Origin of the sequence: Natronococcus sp. A-GB7 (assembly GCF_029688865.1) — an archaeon.
In the GTDB taxonomy this organism is placed as follows: Archaea; Halobacteriota; Halobacteria; order Halobacteriales; family Natrialbaceae; genus Natronococcus.
Window position 1 is genome coordinate 13,434 of the sequence record NZ_JARUKV010000040.1, and the last position, 18,351, is coordinate 31,784.

17 protein-coding genes are annotated in these 18,351 nt (G+C 56.4%); 7 read left to right on the forward strand and 10 right to left on the reverse strand.

Annotated features, from left to right (window positions below; translation table 11 throughout):
* The first annotated feature begins 895 nt into the window (after positions 1–895).
* The 3 genes from QA609_RS22850 to QA609_RS22860 all read left to right on the forward strand — a co-directional run bounded on the left by QA609_RS22850 (position 896) and on the right by QA609_RS22860 (position 2,845).
* Positions 896–1,708, forward strand: a complete 813-nt coding sequence (locus QA609_RS22850) for a ParA family protein (protein WP_278304928.1) — start codon at positions 896–898, stop codon at positions 1,706–1,708.
* Positions 1,705–2,124, forward strand: coding sequence for a hypothetical protein (locus QA609_RS22855; RefSeq protein WP_278304929.1), 420 nt, complete (start codon positions 1,705–1,707; stop codon positions 2,122–2,124). The genes QA609_RS22850 and QA609_RS22855 overlap by 4 nt, the downstream gene beginning before the upstream one ends.
* A gap of 268 nt (positions 2,125–2,392) precedes the next feature.
* Positions 2,393–2,845, forward strand: a complete 453-nt coding sequence (locus QA609_RS22860) for a hypothetical protein (RefSeq protein WP_278304930.1) — start codon at positions 2,393–2,395, stop codon at positions 2,843–2,845.
* Positions 2,846–3,129: 284 nt separating this feature from the next.
* On the opposite strand, the gene QA609_RS22865 is transcribed toward QA609_RS22860, so the two are convergent.
* From QA609_RS22865 to QA609_RS22885, 5 genes are all read right to left on the reverse strand, one after another.
* Complete coding sequence (locus tag QA609_RS22865) at positions 3,130–6,951, reverse strand: hypothetical protein (protein ID WP_278304931.1); 3,822 nt, start codon at positions 6,949–6,951, stop codon at positions 3,130–3,132.
* A gap of 16 nt (positions 6,952–6,967) precedes the next feature.
* A complete protein-coding gene (locus tag QA609_RS22870; RefSeq protein WP_278304932.1) occupies positions 6,968–10,075 on the reverse strand; it encodes a DUF87 domain-containing protein in 3,108 nt (1,035 codons plus the stop codon).
* On the reverse strand, positions 10,068–10,391 hold the full coding sequence (locus tag QA609_RS22875; protein ID WP_278304933.1) for a hypothetical protein: 324 nt from the start codon (positions 10,389–10,391) through the stop codon (positions 10,068–10,070). Before QA609_RS22875 ends, QA609_RS22870 begins: the two co-directional genes overlap by 8 nt.
* Positions 10,381–11,754 (reverse strand): hypothetical protein, encoded by a 1,374-nt coding sequence (locus QA609_RS22880; RefSeq protein WP_278304934.1) that lies wholly within the window; start codon positions 11,752–11,754, stop codon positions 10,381–10,383. The genes QA609_RS22875 and QA609_RS22880 overlap by 11 nt, the downstream gene beginning before the upstream one ends.
* A gap of 64 nt (positions 11,755–11,818) precedes the next feature.
* Positions 11,819–12,223, reverse strand: coding sequence for a hypothetical protein (locus QA609_RS22885; RefSeq protein WP_278304935.1), 405 nt, complete (start codon positions 12,221–12,223; stop codon positions 11,819–11,821).
* A gap of 167 nt (positions 12,224–12,390) precedes the next feature.
* On the opposite strand from QA609_RS22885, the gene QA609_RS22890 reads away from it, so the two are divergent.
* The 4 genes from QA609_RS22890 to QA609_RS22905 all read left to right on the forward strand — a co-directional run bounded on the left by QA609_RS22890 (position 12,391) and on the right by QA609_RS22905 (position 14,796).
* A complete protein-coding gene (locus tag QA609_RS22890; protein WP_343233823.1) occupies positions 12,391–12,624 on the forward strand; it encodes a hypothetical protein in 234 nt (77 codons plus the stop codon).
* Position 12,625: 1 nt separating this feature from the next.
* Positions 12,626–12,865: a hypothetical protein gene (locus QA609_RS22895; protein WP_278294011.1), complete on the forward strand. Its 240-nt coding sequence runs from the start codon at positions 12,626–12,628 to the stop codon at positions 12,863–12,865.
* Positions 12,866–12,895: 30 nt separating this feature from the next.
* Entirely contained in the window at positions 12,896–14,329 is a 1,434-nt protein-coding gene (locus tag QA609_RS22900; protein WP_278304937.1) for a hypothetical protein, read from the forward strand.
* Positions 14,330–14,418: 89 nt separating this feature from the next.
* Positions 14,419–14,796, forward strand: coding sequence for a hypothetical protein (locus tag QA609_RS22905; protein ID WP_278304938.1), 378 nt, complete (start codon positions 14,419–14,421; stop codon positions 14,794–14,796).
* Between the two features lie 159 nt (positions 14,797–14,955).
* Here QA609_RS22905 and QA609_RS22910 read toward each other — a convergent pair whose 3' ends face one another.
* From QA609_RS22910 to QA609_RS22930, 5 genes are all read right to left on the reverse strand, one after another.
* A complete protein-coding gene (locus QA609_RS22910) occupies positions 14,956–15,213 on the reverse strand; it encodes a hypothetical protein (protein WP_278304939.1) in 258 nt (85 codons plus the stop codon).
* A gap of 104 nt (positions 15,214–15,317) precedes the next feature.
* Positions 15,318–15,512, reverse strand: coding sequence for a hypothetical protein (locus QA609_RS22915; RefSeq protein WP_278304940.1), 195 nt, complete (start codon positions 15,510–15,512; stop codon positions 15,318–15,320).
* Between the two features lie 310 nt (positions 15,513–15,822).
* Positions 15,823–16,353, reverse strand: a complete 531-nt coding sequence (locus QA609_RS22920) for a hypothetical protein (RefSeq protein WP_278304941.1) — start codon at positions 16,351–16,353, stop codon at positions 15,823–15,825.
* The gene (locus QA609_RS22925) at positions 16,354–17,649 is read right to left on the reverse strand and encodes a hypothetical protein (protein WP_278304942.1); all 1,296 of its coding nucleotides are present in this window, start codon (positions 17,647–17,649) and stop codon (positions 16,354–16,356) included.
* 152 nt (positions 17,650–17,801) lie between these two features.
* Positions 17,802–18,161, reverse strand: a complete 360-nt coding sequence (locus QA609_RS22930; protein WP_278304943.1) for a hypothetical protein — start codon at positions 18,159–18,161, stop codon at positions 17,802–17,804.
* Between the last annotated feature and the right edge of the window lie 190 nt (positions 18,162–18,351).

The following is an 18,351-nucleotide window of genomic DNA, read 5'->3' on the forward strand; positions in this document are numbered from 1 at the left end:
TCGACGAAAGATGAAAGAGATACCAGCGTTAGATTCGCATATCTACGCAACGGCTAGGACGTGTCCGAGAAAGAGGGCTTGTCTGGGCTTGAGTAGTGATGGAGAGCGTCGACACTACAAGTTTTTTCTTGACTCAGCATTCCGAGGACGAGAGAGTGAAGATAGAGAGGACGAGATAGAGCAAAGAACAGGAGGTTCGTGACCGGACAAAGCAGAACAGGACGAACTGAACATCTGTAACCCAGCACCCTACCCTCACTGGATTAGGGTTCGGATGGTTACATCACCACCACCACCCTAACCCAGTGAGGGTAGGGTGGGGGGTTGCTGGTAACCAGCAACCCCCCTTTGCTGTCTTGTTTCTCAGCAACCGCGTCCTCAGCTTCTCTATTAGCTGTTCATCTTGAGCAATCTTTGAGCGGGACTTCTTCGGAGGGGTGATCAAAAAGAAAATCTTTCAGCAGATTTTGTACCGTTGCTTCCGTTCCTCCTTAGGAATTGACAGCGGTAGATTACTCACGCGGGTTCACAGTATTGAGCTGGGATATCTTCGAGAAGTGCTTATCAGTTGCAACCAACTCGGCATCCAGGCTCCGAGCAACACCAGTGATCAACGTATCCGGTGCTGGAATCGGCTCTCCACGATCGAGAAGCTCTGAACGGATATCCGCGGCTTCGTGAGGACTCAATTCTATCGCTGGGGATGATACGTCGCCGTGAAGTAGGTTTGGCTGGAGAACTATTAGTAGGACGACGACAAGAGAGTGAATTCTCTTTCGTCCTGCCGGCAGACTCCAGTTTTCACACCACTATTTCGCTATACCCCTTCTCCTACCGGTTGCCTATTTTGACAGTTTGCACATCTTTTATGACTGTACCATACAATACGTTTTGTATGGAAGAGACAGCCAAAATCAGTGTTGCCCAGCAGAAAGGTGGTGTCGGAAAAACAACGGCGGCTATCAACGTTGCAGGCGCTCTCAATCAGCGCGGTCGGGACGTTCTCCTAGTCGATATCGATCCACAGGGGAATGCGACGGAAAACCTGGGGATGCCAGAGGTCTACGATGAAGAGCCCCCAACGCTATTCGACTGTCTGACTGACGCAGAGATGCGCTCTCATGTGACGGAGATCGTCCGTGAACACGAGGAGATGGATGTTGTCCCGAGCAATATCGATATGACCGCAGTCGAACCGGAGCTCACACTCTCGCGTCGTAGCGGGGAGCAACTCGACGCTGTGCTCGAGTACGTTGCAGATGACTATGACTACGTCATCATCGACTGTCCGCCCAACCTAGGGAACCTCACCGACAACGCGTTATATGCGGCCCAGAACATCCTTGTGCCAGCGCTGGCGGAGTCGACCAGTAAGCGTGCGTTCGAACTGCTTTATGATCATGTTGATCTGCTCGAGACAGATTACGAGATCGAAATCAACGAGGTCGGTGTCGTCATCAACCGGATCGACGTCCGGAAGAACCAGGCCCAGCAGATGGTCGATTGGATCAACCAAGCCTACGACGATGTCCCGGTCTGGGAGATTCGTGAACGGGCGGACATCCAGTACGCCCTCGAGAGCGGGACCTCAATCTTCGAATACAACGATGAAGCCGACGTTTGTGAGGCCTTCCTGAACATTGCGGAGAGTCTCGATTCGCAGTTTGGATTTGCATCGCCGTCGGACTCCGAGGTGGTTGAAGCATGAGTGATCGGGCTAGTCGGCTTCGTGAACGACGCAATCAATCCAAGGAGAAGGCCCAATCGCAGGTCGAGCCTGAATCGGACTCAGAAGATCGAGAGTCCCAGGAGTCTGAAGAATCCAAACCGTCCAAGACGTCCAAAACGGAAAAGACATCCAAGACAGGAGAGACAGACAGCTCGCAGGAATCAACGTCACTCAAAGATGAGCAGGTTGGCACCTACCTCTACCTTCCAGAGGAACAGCGAGACGAGATGAACTTTCGCTACAAGATGATCTCCGCAGAGTATGAGCGAGAGTTCGGTGAGAGCCTCGAGAAGAACCGCCACTACTACCCGCTCGTGATTGAGTACGGCTTGGATTGTCTCGAAGATGCCACTCCCCAAGAGGTCCGCGAGATGCTTGAGGAACTCGAGTACTGAGGTAGTGCTGGCATCCCCGCGGGAGTAACAGGAGAGTGCTATCGAACTCTTCGCACACCCGGATAACTCCTCGGGGAAATACCCGGTAGATTACCCTATTACGCTATGCTCTTGCTCCGTCACCTGACGTCCTCGAGAGACTGATACCTCTTTGATTCCTGTTTCGACTGGCCTATCCTCCCGGTGGTTAGTTCAACCCACTCTATGTATTCGCTTGGGTAGATAACCGACCATATTATTTATTGTTCTATGGTCGTGTATGGTCGTTATGAACGGATCTCAGCAAAGCGAGGGATCAGACTCGATCGAGGACGTCCGTGATCGACTCGGGAGCACTCGCCGCGGGATCCTCAAGGCGCTCCGAGCGGTTGGCGGCGAAGGTGATACATCGACGGTCCGTCAAACGACTGGAGCCGAAATACCCGAGGGAAGTGTCCGGTATCACTTCCGGTGGCTGGCCGATGAGAACCTAATCCGTGAGGTAGATCGAGAAGAGGTTAGCCACGGCGGCCGGGACGTGATCGTTTGGTCGCTGACCGAGAGCGGTGAGCAGCTGCTCGAGGCGATCGACGAGGAGCGGGGTCGGGAGGATCGGCCGCAAACGATCGAGGGACTGAACGACCGGATCGACGAGCTGGAGAACGACCTCGAAGCGATAAAGAGCGAGTTCAATCGTATGGCTGACCTTGTCGAAGATCACCACGAACGCTTGGAGGGGTAGAGGGTGTCATAGAACTACTTCCGTGAATTATTTTCACCCCCATTTTGCTGAACCAGCCGCTACGTAGAGATGCCCACGTACCTTTTTCCGCGTCGGGATTCCGCGCGAAGCGCGGAACCACTCGCGCAAAAATCTACGCTAAAAAGCCGCTCGCTCCCGATGGTCGCTCGCGGGTGCTGCGCTTGTGGCGCTACCGCAGCGTTGCCTCCTTCACCTGTACGTACCGCTCGTCGGGTAATCGAAGAGGGGTATGCGAACCGTATCTGTAAACACCTTTCAGAGACTCAGAATCTCGAGAGTAGCCCGCTGTCGCCGCCGTCCCGATCCGCCGTCTCTTTCTCGCCGGCGCTGTCGTCCTGGAGCTCGTCGTCGCGATCGCGGCCGTCGCTGTGGTCGTCCTCGAGGGACGTCTCACCGTCGGCTCCCAGCGAAGAGAGCGGGACGGTCATCCCGTCAATATAGACCTCCAGGTCGTCGGCGGATAACGTCTCGTCGTCCTCAGTCGACGGAACGACGACGACATACCAGCCGTCGCCGGGCTCGGGAACGGTACCGTCGTCGAACTCATACTCGGGAACGATCGGCGTCTTGATCGTTCGCATGTCGTCAGTGGCCTCGTCGCCGACAGCCGGGTAACGATCGACATCATCGAAGATACTCGCGGCGTCGGGGAACCGAGCGTGTACGTCGCCGGCACCGTCCCGGAGGACGTACTCGCCGGTCTCATCGTCTCGAACCCACACATCTTCGCGAGCGCCGTCGCGATACACCCTTTCGCCGTCGATACCCAGGGGTCTGAGGTTGTAGAACCGGGTTTCACCGTCGACCGAGTGGCGTTCGCGAGCGCCTCGAGGCTCGTCTGCGAGTGTCCGCCAGACATTATCGGCGACGTCCTCCCGACAGAGGAACAGACAAGCTTTGTCGTCGTTCGCGGCACTCGAGAGGTTGCGGACCGTCTGACCCTGCTTAGTGCTCCCGGTCGACTTCTCGGCTTCGAGGATCGCCTCACGACCGTTCGTTAGTTCGTCGACTGTCGGGTGATCCCCCCGGAAGGTCTCGAAGGCCTCGGCGATCGCCGCGGGATCGGCGTCGGCACCGACCTCGAGCAGCGGCGTCGGATCAGCGGTGCCGTCGGGAAGGCTCTTCTCACCCTCACCTTGTTCGGCGATCGCGACGTCGAGACCGAGTTCGTTCAACGCGGGGTATGCGTCTCGGAGCACGAGCGAATGCAGGGCGCCGCCGGCACTCTCGTCGTCGCCGACATCCTGGATGCTCGAGACTACGTCGTCGCCGACGGATAGCCACAGCTCCCCGTCTCGTTCGTTCTCGGAGAGTTTCGAGTCGGGAATCGGCTTGAGAACGTTTCGCCAGAGCCGTTCGCGAGTGTCGATCCGGTCGGCTTCGAGACGGTCGGCGACAGCGGCGCGAATAGCGTCCTCGCACGCTTCGAGGGGAACGTCCCGATCGTTACCCTCGGACCGGAGCGCGGCGTCGTACACGACCTTCGCGACATCTTGCTGGAGCGCCTCGTCACGGACCGACCCGACGTCGCCGGAACTGTCTCGGAGCAGTATCTCGCTCTTTATCTCTGCACTCGTGCGACGACGCCGGCCGTAGCGTTCCTGAGACTCGCTGATCAGCTGCTCGGTCTCGCGTTCGTCGCGCGTCTCAAGGACGTCAAGCGCGGGCTCGAGCGTTTGAACCTTGAACGAGTCGGTCTTTTCGTCCCGGTCGTCGTGGGTCCGCATGAAGATCCGGTACTTCGAGAGCTCGAGGATATCCTTCGCCTCTATATCCTCGCTATGCTGAGGCGCGACGGCAGTCGCGTCTTGTGGATCGCCGACGTCGAAGGTGAGGAACGTCTTACAGTTGCCTTGGATCGCCCGGCGAATCCCTTCGGGAATCCCTATGTCGTCGTCGCTTCCGGTCTCAAGGTTCTGAGCCGCGAGCGTCAGCGAGAGCCCGAACGATCGGGCCTCCCGAAGGATGTTGTGTATCTCGCTTTCCTTCGAGACGATTTTGTCGAACTCGTCGATCACGCAGTAGAACTCGGGCGGGTTGGGCTCGCTCTCGGAGTACGTTTGCTCTCGGATCGCGACCCAAATGCGTCGGATCAGCGCCGTCGCGATCATACGCTTTGCTGATCCGGAACTCGAGCGGTTCCGAACGACTATGATCTTCCCGTCGCGAACGGCGTCCTCGATGGAAATGGTCGACGTCGGGTGTGAGACGATGGATCGGGTCGTTCCGCTCTCTACCCACTCTTTTAAGCGCCGAATCAGTGGCTCAAGTTCGTCCTGATCCATGTCGGCGACGACGTCCTGAGCGTAGTCCTCGATCCATTCGATCCGAGCCTCACTGAGCATGTCGGCGTAGCGCTGTCGACCGTTCTCCTCGAGGAGCGCGTAGTAGGCGTCGAGTAGCGTCACGCTTCGGTCAGTCCGAACCTGCCACTCGGCGAGACCACGGACGACGTTGCGGGTCACACCGGACATGCGAGCGCCCCATGCGGCATCGGGTCCGGCCGACTGAGCAAGCAGTGACTCGAGGTCGTCGGCGAGCGCTTCAACGGCGCTCTCGAAAGACTGAGAGTCGGGGTCGGGGTTCCGGAGCGGGACCTCGAGAAAGTTGAAGCCAACTTCATACTCGGCGTCGGCGCCGATATCCAGAAAGATCAGGTCGTCCTCACGGCCTTCCGGGAGCAGCGAGATTATCTCGTCGGCGTCGTCGCCTTTTGGGTCGAAAAAGAGCCCGCCGTGACCACGCTGCATGATCTGACGGAAGTAGTTGATCAACAACGTCGTCTTACCCATACCGGTCGACCCGCTCACGAATTGGTGCACGTTGAGCGTCTCGGGGCGAACGCCGGCTTCGACGCCGTTCCGAGTACCGAAGCCGTACCAGATAGGCGACTCGCGATCGGTCTCAGTGAGCATGGCTCGTTGCTTCTCGCTCTGTGGTGAGGTTGCTCGATCGAGCCCGACCTCGTCGAACGGGAACCGCGGCGTCCTCGGGGGAACGCCCTTCCCGGCGACGGTCATGGAGTAGTCGGCCTCTTGTGTGTTGAGGTCGGTCGGGACGTGACAGACGCCCGCTGTCGAGTCGGTCGAGAAAACCATGTCCCGATCGACCCACTCCCGAGCAGCGGCGCGCTCGAGGAGCTTCGGAAGCTTCCGCCGGGAGTAGAACGTTGGCTCGAAGCCCTGCTCATACTTCGAGTTGTAGAACTTGCGATACATCCCGGAGGTCTCACGAACGCGAGACACGGCCTCGTCGGGATCGCTGGAGATAGCGAAGATTCGGATGTTAAGATGGAATCCTTTCTTCCCGTACTGATCGGCGACGACTTGAGCGGCCTTGTTGTGACCGTTCGTGTCTATCTCTTTTGCGAAGCCGCCGCGCTCCTCGTTCTGTGCAACGATATTCCCGATTTCCTCGGCGAATCCACTCGCGTCGAACCTCGTTACTGGGTTCTGGAGCTCCTCGAGAGTATCGGGGATCCCGGAGAACCAATTCTTCGAGTCACGGCTCTCTGTCGAGAACGCCGGCCGGAGAACGAACTGAACGATCACGTCGGCGTCGGCCGTTTCGGGAGCCCCCACCATTTCCGACGTAATCGAGTCGTAGGGATCCTGCTCGAAGTGATCCGGGTCAATCTGATAGTGCTTGATCGGTCGGTAGTAGTTGCTATCCCGGAGTTCAAGGTGAGCGCCGGCAACGTGATCACCGTCCTCGAGTTCGGCGAACGCCGGAGCCGATTCGACGACGTCCGAATCGGGATAGTACGTTTTGAGCTGTCGTAGGAGTCGCCGGCGACTATCTTGATCGCCGGGAACGAAACGGAACTGAAGAATCTCCTCGTCGTCCGTGTAATGGAGTTCGAAGGTCTGTGGGGGTGAGGCGTTCTTGCGATCGAAGAGTCCGCCGTGATCGACGTCGTGAAGCGAGTTAAGTAGTCGTTCGCCGCGCTCGATAGCGTCCTCACCGCGGTAGGGACGGATCCCGAGTACGGGTTGTTCCTCGTCGGCGACAGTCTCTCGAATCTGTTCGGCCGTCTGTGCGTCTATCTCGAGCGCTTTCGGTGAGTTACGGCTGAATAATCCCATGTGAATCGCACCTCGGTTAGTCGTCGGCCGCGATCGCGTTCGGTTCCGTCTCGGTACTGTCGCCGCTCTCGGTCACGTCGTCCTCGAGGACGTCGTCTTGTTCGCGTTCGGGGCGGGGATTCCACCGCCAGTCGTCCGTCTGTTCCTGGAGCCACTGGTAGGGGTCGTCACCGTGATCGGTCGGATCGTAGCGAACGAGCGAGAACTCGCACGGGTTGAGCGAGTCGTCCATTTCGACCCGAATCGGGTAGGAGCCCTTTTCGTCAACACGGAGCAGCGCCTCGGAGTAGCCTTGCCCCTCTTTCCCCGAGGCGGCGTCACGAACGTAGTCCACTTCTGCGCTCGTGAGACCGAGTTCGTCGCCGAGCCCTCGGTCCATTTCTTTGAGATACTGGTATATCTGGATGGACATGTTATCGAGAATCACCTCGGAGGTGTCCGTGAGCCCGCCGTCCTCGGTCGTTGCGAGGAACTCGCTAATCGTCTGAGTTGAGAAGATCACGGAAAGGTCGTAGTGCCGAGAGTGGCGAACGGCTTGCTTGAGGAAAGCGAGGTCGCTCGAGTGCCGGGTCATGTAGTGGCTCTCGTCGATCGCGAACATCGTCTTGCGGTCGGACGTCTTGGTCTGTTCGTAGATCTGCGAGACGAGCAGCTGCATCATGAGCCCGCGATTCTCGTCGGAGTTGTAGCGCTGGAGGTCGAGATAGACGACGTCGGATCCCTCGAGGCTAATGTCGGTCGGCTTGGTGAGGTTGTAGTAGATCTCTCCCTCGTCGAACGCCTGGATATCGTTGTTTATGATATCGATCGCCCGCTGCTTCCAGTCGCCGATCGTATCGGCGTCCTCGTCAAGCGCCTCGTCGACAAAGTTCTCCGGCGAGTCGACCATTTCCCGGAGAATCTCAAAGACGTCCTGGAGCGTCGGCGGCTCCTCACCGAAGGTCACAGCGCCGTCGCGCTCGTGGTAGCCCGCACGGTCGTATGCCGTACTGATCGCCCGCCGCCAGACGCCTTGTTTCCGACCGAGCGAGAGCCCCTCCTCGTTCTGGTAGTACGTCTTGACGAACGACATGGCCCGAACCTTTGCATCCGAGACGGGGGTGTACTCCTCGTCAGCGCTCGCTCTCTGCTCGTCAGCCTCGAGGTGTAGCGGGTTGATGTTCGTCGACCCACCGATCACGACGCGATCGCCATCGAAAATCTCGGTGAGCCCGGCGAACTCTTGGAGCGGGTCACAGAGAACGAGCCGAACGTCGTCGTCGGTGAGCTTTTGCCGGGTGAGTATCGTCTTGAGCGTCGTCGTCTTGCCCGACCCGATCGTTCCGAAGATCCCCATATTGTAGCCGGTCGACCGGCTCCATAGATCGACAAGCGTCGGCTCGTTGAGTTCGGCGTGAGTCCCGAACTCGACACCGGTCGGCTCAACGAGGTTGCTCGAGACCCACGGGAGTAGTGCCGCGAGCCCGTCGCCGGTCATAGTGACCGAGTCGTGAACGTCGTTCTTGCACGCCGGCGCCGCGGTCTGCCAACCCCTATCTTGATTAAAGGTTAGTTCCTTCGCAGCGGCGTTGAGTTCCTTGAGGCGACTCTTTGTCTTCCGAACGACCGAACGGAGCTGTTCGAAGTCAGTCGACCGAATCTCAACGTAGGTATTCGTTTCGAAGAGCCCGGTGTCAGCGCGTTCGACCGACCGTTTGATATCTCGAGCGGCTTCCCACTGTTCGACCTTCCGATCAGCAAGCGGCGAGTCACGCTCCTCAGCGCGTTCGGCCTTGAGCCGGAGCGAGGTCTCGGTCGACTTGAGCCGCTGGAGTTCGTCGGCGACGTTTTGTCCCTCGAAGTGGGTCGAGACCGTCACCTGAACCCCGGGTTCGTCGAATGTAAGCAGGCCTTCGAGCATCCCGATAGGGGGGATCGCCGGCCAATCTCGGATCACGAGCGTCGTCGAGTGAGTGTCGCCGTCGAGAGTGACGTGATTCGGCGACGACCGATCAACGACCTCGGGAGCGAGCAGTGACTGAAAGTTCTCCTCGAGCGCGTCGTCGTCGAGTGCGAGCCCGTCGGTGCCGTAGTCCTCGGAGAGCGCCGCGACGTCGTCGCTGTCGGCGTCGTCTCGAGGCGACGCTGTCTCACTCGGGTCTCGGCGGGCATGACGCTCAGCGGCGAACGTGTGACCGTCACGGTCGGGGCCGCGCTCGAGGTGATCGTAGGAGAGATCCGGTGCGGGGTCCTCGTCGGTGTCCTCGAGTTCCGGGACCGGCGCCTCACGAACGACCTGCGAAAAGTCGTCGAAGGCATAGACGTCGTCCGTCCGGTAGTAGTTCGCGAGAATCTTTGCGAACTCGGTCGACGAGAGCGGCGTCGCCGTGATATCCTCGAGGCTTTGGACGCTGGTTGCGACGTCCTCAACACGGCGCTCGAGCTTATCGAGGAGTTCTCTCGTGTGTTCGGGAGAGCCGCGTTGTTTCTGGAGTTCGCGCCACTCGATAATCTGACCGACGCCGGGAACGTTCGCGAGCCCGCCGCCGTCGCTTGAGACCGGCGAGACGGCCTCCTCGGGTTCGACGGCGACGACGAAATAGTGTTCGCGCCGCATGGTTGTATCCTGGAGGAGCCCGATCACGGCGGCGCGTTCGCCGGCGACGTCGGCGAGTACACGCTCCCGGAGTTCGTCTTGCCCGTCGTCAGCGACGTCGGCGCCCTGGAGGTGAGTCTGTTCCTCCTCGAAGAAGCGAGCGCGTCGGTCCGAAAAGTCGACCGAACGCATGGGGTTGTACCACTGAGCAGGGTACTCGACAGTCGACGCGAGCATGCGTGCGAGTCGGTTCACCTGTTGCTCCCAGTGGTCCTCGTCTTTGAGGCTCATATTCGCCGGCGAGATACGCACGGCGCCGATGAGCGCGCCGTCGTCGCGCTCGATCGCGTAGCGCTGTCGGTACGGCTTCTTGAATGGGATCAGCTCTTGAGTGGGTTCGTACTCGCCGGAGCCAAGGACCGAGCCCTTGATCCCCGGGAGTTGGGCGAACCGTCGAAGCTTCGAGGTCGGCGCTGGTTGCTCGAGGTCGCTGCTACTCGTGGTCGTTTCCGTCTCAGTCTCGGCGTCGCTGGTATCGTTCTCAGTCATGGATTAGGATCGGCTGCTGGGTGTAGTGGCTAACGAGTTTCTTCGCGTACTGTCCGGCCGTGATATGCTCCGGCGTCATGGCGATCGCGACGAACGCGCCGAACGCCGCGGCGATCGTTGCGAGGAGCAACACCCACCAAAACGGTCGCGGGTGCATGATCGCCGTCATTGTGAACAGGGTGAGCGCCGGCGTCAGAAACAGCAAGAGCCCGAAGATCGAGAACCCCATCCAGTCGGGGCGCTCCGAGACGTCGCTAAGGACTTGGCGCTCTTGGGTCGTCGTACTCTCGCCGCTGTCGGTGCTCTCAGTCGTCATTGTTCTTGTTCCCGTTTCGTCGTTTCATTCGCTGTGCAAGCGTCGTTGCGCCGCTCGGGTCGCCGTAGTTCGACTTGATTTCTTTCGAGGAACTCGAGGAGCCGCCGGCCGACGTCCCGGAGTTAGATCCGGGGCTCGAAGACGACCGGGAGAGTCGACCTCGCATTGAGCTGAGTTGTGTCTGTGTCTTTTGGTAGGTCGTCTGTGCACGGTTCCGCGCTTGCTGCGAGAGTTCTCGAGGTGCGACCGACGTCTGTGGTTTCCATCCTTTCTGCGAGCGGCGCCGAACGCCACTCGCGGCGCTCGAGGCGGTCCCCATCATAACGCCGGTCACGAGCCCCGGTCCCTGAGCCATAGCGTACATGATCGCGATCGGAACGAGGATCCCGGTGAGGAACATCCCGAATATGAGCCCGACGTTCGCGAACGAGCTGACGTTGAATCCCCAGTCGAGTTGATAGGCGGCGCCGAACATCATGGCGTTCGGCCAGGTCATGATCAGCAAGCCAATGTATTGCCAGAGACCGAAGGATCCGAAGCTTCGAAGCCGCTTGTGGGGTGCTGCGAGAGCGAGGATTAGCAGGATCGGGAACACGAACGGCATCCAGAACAGTAGCTGATATCTGAAGAAGTAGACGAACGCATAGAGGACGATTTTGATCCACCCGAACAGGTAGATCGATGCCGCGACGGGGGCGGCTGTCGACCCGAGCGTGAGCGAGCCTGTGATCGACAGGATCTCATCGCTCTCGGGAGCGAACGCCCATGCGATATCATTCGACAATTGGTGCATCCAACCGACAACCGGCCATGCGAAGATCAGCGCGAAGATCGCGACGACAAGCCGAATGATCCACATGTAGACCCGGTAGCTCCCGACGAGACTCGAGTAGGGGAGGAATCCAGTGAGCGCCAGAATAATGATAGACAGTATCGCGACTGTGAACGGGAGGATCATTCCCTCATAGATCGGTTCAAAGAGGGAAGCGAACGGCTCCTCAGTTGGCTGCCCGAAGATCCCGTTCCAACCCGCGTTTCCAGGCTCGGGGGTGCCGATGAGAACCTCGATGGATCCCTCCAGGACACCTTCGATAATCCCGACAGCACTGTCTTGGACCCACTCGAAGATTCCATCAACGAACTCGCCTGTACTCGGGACTGGGTTGCTCACCGACGGTGCCGCGTCAGACACCCAGTTACCCATACCGTCCTCGTCGTCCTCAGCGTCGGTCTCGTTCTCACTCTCGTTGCTCTCGTTCCCAACCGCTGGATCGGTCGGGCCGATCGTTTCGTTCTCGTCGTCCGTCTCGTTCCCGACCGGACCCTCTTGTGCGAGCGCTGGCGCGACGAACGCGCTGCTCAAGAGTAAAACGGCCAGTAGGACGGCTGCGAAACGGGAAAATCGGGACATTATCGACCCCTCGCGATTAGTCGAGCGGGGTACACGCCATACCCGTGTCGATCACCGAGTATCCGAGTCCGAACTGTAGGAACGAGAACCCGAGCACGAGCACGAATATGCCGACGAATAGCCCGCCGACGATACGGTGAGCAATCCGTGCGACGCCGCCGGTCAATGGTAGCGCCTCGAGCCCGCCACCGACGAGGAGTCCGATCACGAGCATCATAACGACGATCGCACCGACGAATCCGACCGTGTTACCGAGCATTTCGCCTGCCTCGGTGCTACAAAAGTCCTCCTCTTGAGCCGCGACCGACATCGTCAGCATCAACGTCGATAGCAACATGACTAACGACGGAACTCTATAATTTCTGGCAATACACTCTCTAAGGCCGGAACACACATCCGGTAGGGGGTTGTGGTTTAGCATGCTGTCTCAACAGCACTTCGGCCGGCGTTGGTGCGCCGGTCGGTTCTACAACCGATCAGTGCTTACTTTATCCAACTAGAGTCAACCACTTATAATTATGGTTATGTGGGAACGTTGCAGAAAGAGGGAACGTTTAATGTATATGGGAACGATATACGCATATGGGTATGCAGCCGGAAAACACGGGCGACATGGCCCGACGGCGTGCAATTCTGACGGACCGAGAACGCGAACTGATTGCAAGCGACGACACCGAGGAGAAAGAATACCAGTATCAAGCGGCCTCGAGGATCCGGAACAAGATACACGACGAACTTCCGACCGACATTGATATTCTCGAGGAAAATCACCCGGAACTCCTCAAAGAGTTACGGGAGGTCGTGTGCGAGGACGGTGGGTAGCATGTCCGTATTCTATCCTCATTTCAACGCGCGGCTCGCGAAACTCATCGGCCTCGCTGCTTTTCTTGCCGCGTTCCTCTCGATCGGGAGCAGGGAATTTGGCGCAATCCCGTTCTTCCTCATCGGGGGGTACATCCTGATCACTCGGAACGCCTCGAATAACACCGGATTCCGTGGGACGACTATGGAAATACTCGGGGTCATGTTCGCTCTTCTCGGCGCGGGCGTGATCTGGAGCTAACGCATAGATAACGCTTCTCGAAGTGGAACCATGACATTCCAACAGTACACAAACTACTCTCGTCGATCGCTGCTCGGAGGGATCGCCGCGGGGATCAGTGCCTCGCTCGCTGGATGTACGAATGTATCGACATACGGCGGCGAGAGCGACGGCAACGGTGAATCGGGAGCGAGTGGCGCCGGCAGCGACGGTGTCGCGACAGCGCTTGATCCTGGAGCGTACGCTGATCGATTCGAGACCGTCACAAATCTCGTCGAAGATCACGGCGCTGACCCCACCGGTGAGGAGCCGATCGGCGACGCCCTCTCGAGTGCCTGGAGTGACGATACGCTGATCGTTCTCCCACAAGGGGACTACAAGCTCAATAGTCAATTCCGACGGACAAGATCGAGGGACGTTGGCTTGATTGGTCAGAATGCAGTGATCCGTCATGGTGAGGTTGAATCTATCCACAGCCATACCGTCGGTTCGGGAGAGTATTCGGGAAGCACTATGATGTTCCGGGTCGGCACCGACAACACTCCTCATCGCGGCGAGTTCGTGTTTGGTGGCTTCATTTTCGACTGGAGCCGAGAAAACTCGGGAATGCAGGGGATCAACGCTCACGTAGACGGTGACCTCGAGATTCGGAACATCCTCTTCAATGGAATGCACGATCTCGGAACCCATGGGAACATGCGCGTCGCGACCCACTCTCCCGAGTCGACCGGGCTCGTCGATTCAATCGACATGCGGTGGGGCGGGCTACACCATGAAAACACGATCAACACACGCCGAACGACCGACTACGCTGGGGGAACGAACGAGTACGGCCTCGGACAGTCGTGGTCGACGTCGGGGATCACCGGTCACCCACAAATGCAGGGAACGATCCACTTCAATAATATCCAGTGCGGCGGGTGGCCGGATAATGGGATCTACGTTCGTGGGGGCTCAGGTCGGAAGATTCTCACCAATTGCCACGCGGCGAATAGCGGCGTCGCGAGCCTTCGGACCGACAGTGGTCCCGACTGGGAGCCTGTTGAGTATCTCGATGAAACCGACGACTACGACGAGGCTCGAGACGGACCCTATGGACAGTCGACGCTCGAGAACTGTATCGCTGAGGTCGACCACACGCCCGACGAGAGAACGTACGGGTCTCAGCGTGGGATCCGGCTCCGTGGCGGGGAGTTCGAAGTTCGAAACTGTCACGTCCGGATCGGCGTTGACGACGGCGCCGGTGGCGCTGGCGGTAGCTACGCGATCGGGGCGCTTGATGGGACCGAACGAGCGACAGTCACGAATACGTCAGTCGAACTTACTGAGCCCGGCGACGCCTTCTATTTCACTTCGGGATTCGACGTCGAACTGGAGGGTATTGAGATACAAACGACTGGGTGGGATGGCACTCGCTCGAATGTGTTTGGGGGTGCGACGCCGTCAATGAACGAGGTCGTCCTCAACGGCGAGCTGATTGGATAAACTGTATTTTGCTTGGTGAACCGTCAGACATCCGGCTGACTGAATAACTTGTGTGAGCGAGTTCTTACGGGCGGTGAGGAGAGTCACCGGTGCCGAGACTGACAATTACGATTACCGACGAGCAAGCCGAGATCCTCGAGGGGAAAACGGGGGACGGCGGGGAGTATGAATCTAAGAGCGAGGCGGTGAGAACTTTCATCACCGAGTATGAACGCCTCACAGAGCGGGTGGACGAACTCCAGAACGAACGAGATCGCTTACAGCGGCAACTCGCGGCTACGAACAGTCGTATTGACGAGGTCACTGAGTTAGTCGAGTACGTCGACGAACAGCGAGAGCTCGAGCGCTATCGCGAACGCCGCGAACGTATGGTCGATCAAGCTGGTGTCCTCACTCGAGCGAAGTGGTGGCTCACCGGCGTCCCTGTCGATGGCGATCGGAGCGACGACAGCGAGCTCGAAGAGTGAGGTTCTCGATCTAACCAACGGAGGGGGTGATTTCCGGGGGTGTTGTTGGTTAAGACTCCCCGCTCTTATGCAAAGCTACGGAAAATTAGTATTTCTCGCTGTCGGATTGCCTAATCTGTCCATGCAGGGCTTGGACCAAAACCCGCCGACAACAATCAGTTAGTACGGCTGGTCGCCATTAGGCGTCCGGAAGACCTCATTTTCGGGATCGTCCTCAGCCAGCACCCACTCGCCGTCGGCAACAAGCTGCTCAAACTCATCCCGATCATACTCATAGAGCTGTCCAGGAGAGGGGCCAACGAGACGAACAGAGTTTTCCCCAACATTGAGTTCGTAGAACAACGGCTCGATTTCGGACTGTGGGCCAAGGGCACCGTTCCAATTCTCGATATCGGAGGCCGAGTTCGTATTAGACATAGATCACTCTACAGACTCATTTGTGAAACAGTTTGTGTACTCTTCAAGTCTGAACCTGTGGTCAGTCGAAATTGAAGAAGGCGGTATGGTACTTGAGCAATCGGTTACTCGTCGTCCGTGTCTGTACTTCCATTGCGATCACGCCGAGTCTGCCGCCCGGCCTCGGTATCCGGCCAGCCATCGCGTTGGTACTCGCCGGCGTGCTCAGTGTTGATGTGCTCGGTAAATTCCTCCCTTGCGCTGAATGTCCTCGAGCAGTCGGGGGATGGACAGTCGTAGGTTTGGACGTCGTTGCTCATGCAGCGATCTACCGACGTGATCGGGAAAGTCGTGCGGGTCTCTCGAGTTAACCAAAATCACCTTTGGTTGTCGCGGATCGAACAACAAAATACACGCCGAGTCTGGCCGATTCATTGCGGGCTCATAGCTCGAAACCGTAAGTGATGCTTCCAAACGGTCGTTGCTCTGTTCTCGGGCACGTCGGGTAGGGGAGAAAGCCAGAAAGATAGCCTTTCAGCTGAACGTGTCATAGAGCTCTTCTCGTCCCTTCGAAGAATTCTGTGGGACGATTCTATGACACGCTCACAGTAAAAAAGGGCTGAACCAGTTCTATGGCCCGACCTCCTCTACTTGTATTCGTTCCCCGTTACCGTTGTCATCTTTTTTTCTGCTTTTTAGCCTTTCAATAATCACGAATATACGTGCTGGGAAAAGAAGACATACCATGAAAAAATGAGTTATGATTATAAAATAGATGCTGGATATGGTGGTTCTAACGGCTTCTGACGAGCTATTTTCAAGAAATGCGATTCCTACAATTGCAGCGATAAGTATTGAAATACCAAGTGTGACCAGGTACACTGCGATGTTTCTAACTTGAGCTACAAGTTGGCGATCTGAATCCGTGTTTTCAGCGTATCTCAACATGAGAATAACTGCGTTCATAGAGAAACCCACTAATAGTGTCATAGATACTATTGTAACTTCTAAGAATCCGCTGTGAACCTCATATTGTAGAATTAAAGATATAGCTCCGATTGCAAGGGGAATTACAGCTAAATAAACAATCGTCTTTTTAGTACCTGAGTCCCCAGCAATCGACTTCAGGAGGACGAAGACAATTTCGTGAAGGCTATACATTCAATTAGTTGTTGACTGACTGGGTGTTTCTGGTGATTGTGGATCAGCTTCTTCTAAAAGACTAACATTTTCATTCAGACTTTCGGATGTGTATTCACGTAGTTGTTCATTTGAAAGCTCTCGTGCAATTTTCGAGATTGAAGTCATTATTGGCCGACCAGTTTCGTGATTGTAATCGATATCTTTGCTGATGTACTCTTCCATAGTTAGCTTGTCTCGTGTGAGTCGTCGCTTACGAGGTCTTCCATCAGATGTATTGACAATAGCACTAACTTCGTCGATTTCCTCGTCAACAGTATGTTCTTCTAATATCTCTGCAAATGGATAATCACCCCCATCAATCCTTGATAAAAGATTTTTCACACCTTGCTCATCAAAAGAAAACTCCTTAGACTCGACTGAGACTTTGACCTTCGCATCTCTCACATTCCCAATCACCTCGCTTTCTTGTTTATAGGATTCTGTAGGGACTTTACGTTGAACAAGTTCAAACCCCTGAATGTCGTCTTCTATTAATTGCTCTAACAGTGGTTTCGACGCTATCGTATTCATCTCAAACATCAGGCCTTCTTCGTCTTCAGCTTGGTTTTCTACATAGAGTGATTGTAATGATTCGTTTAAGAACTGATAAAGAGTAGTCCTAGCTGTTGAGTTCCCGTATTTATGGAAAATTGTGAAAGCAGAGTTTGGATGTTTATTAGATAAATGGGTGAAAAAATAGAGCCTATCAACGTTTGATGTGTCACTATCTTGTGCATTTTCCTCTCTTATTTCCTCAACTGGAAGATTATCCATCTTGCTTGAGTCGAGATGGTCTGCAGATCTGCCAAATTTCCCATAGCCAAAGACAGCTTCTATTGTATGTCCGCTTGGAGTGCTGTATTTATGACCTGGTGGCGAATACTTCAACTTTCTGACTGTTAGTGTTTTCCCAGATGTATCATTCTTGTACCCCACGGTTTTCAAGTCTGTCAGCTTCTGTCTCAAGAAATCAATATAGCTGTTGTAATCGGTGAATCCATCATTCTCCTCAGAAAAAGATGTTAGATTAAAGTAATCGGATTCAGTTACTGACCCTCTGCCTTGTTTTTTTCTGGGACGAACTCTTACCCAGTAAGGAACCAATTTGTCGTGCGGCATTCTTCTTATTTGATTTTTACACACTTTAAAAGATCTTTTGGCCATATCTTTGACTGGCCCTGAAAAGCTAGTCAAATAGCTTCCAGCATACATTCCTTGGGGGTTCGACGTCGATGTATTTAGCTCCTCGAATGTATGCACGGTTCGCGTATTCACCGATGTCCTCGTGTGCATAGATCACGCCGACGAGATGCGCGGAGTTCGCGCTAACGACGGGATTTCGAGCGACAAGCGAATCGAAGCAATCGATGAGCCGAACATCTGGCACTATCTCTGTTCAGCCGAAGGGTAAAGATTCGTCACCGACCCTATGAGGGTGTCTCGGAGGCGGTCAAGGAGTTCGTCACGGGGTGTAGATTGGCGGTGGATATCATGTGTACGGTTGAGTCCTTCGAGGACGCGGTAGAGGTTTTGAAGCGGGTGTAATCCTCCCAGCAGTTGACGTACTGTGTGTGAAGGTCTACGACCTGTTCGCGGAGGCGTTCGACAGCGTGCTGGGCCATGCAGGTCTTTCCGGTGCTGCTGGGGCCGTGGAGGAAGGCAGGGTCGGCGTGGTTGCCGTTGAGTATGGGTTTGAGGTTGCTGGTGAGCGTGTTGATTTCGCCGTCCCTATGTCTCACGTGGCCAGGCACGAACTCGGGTTGGAGAGGGCGTGCATCCGTGATCATACGCGTGGCCGGCATCGCGCAAACACTTAGTCGGAAGGATGGCCTTTCCGGGTTTCCGAGGTTTGGCACGTGAAGACCCCTAATTAACCACAAGTATGAAGATATGCGAGTAAGAGAATTGTACTTATCTGATCGTCGATGAAAGAGACAGATATGACTAGTAAGCAAATTGAAGGGAAAGACATCAAAA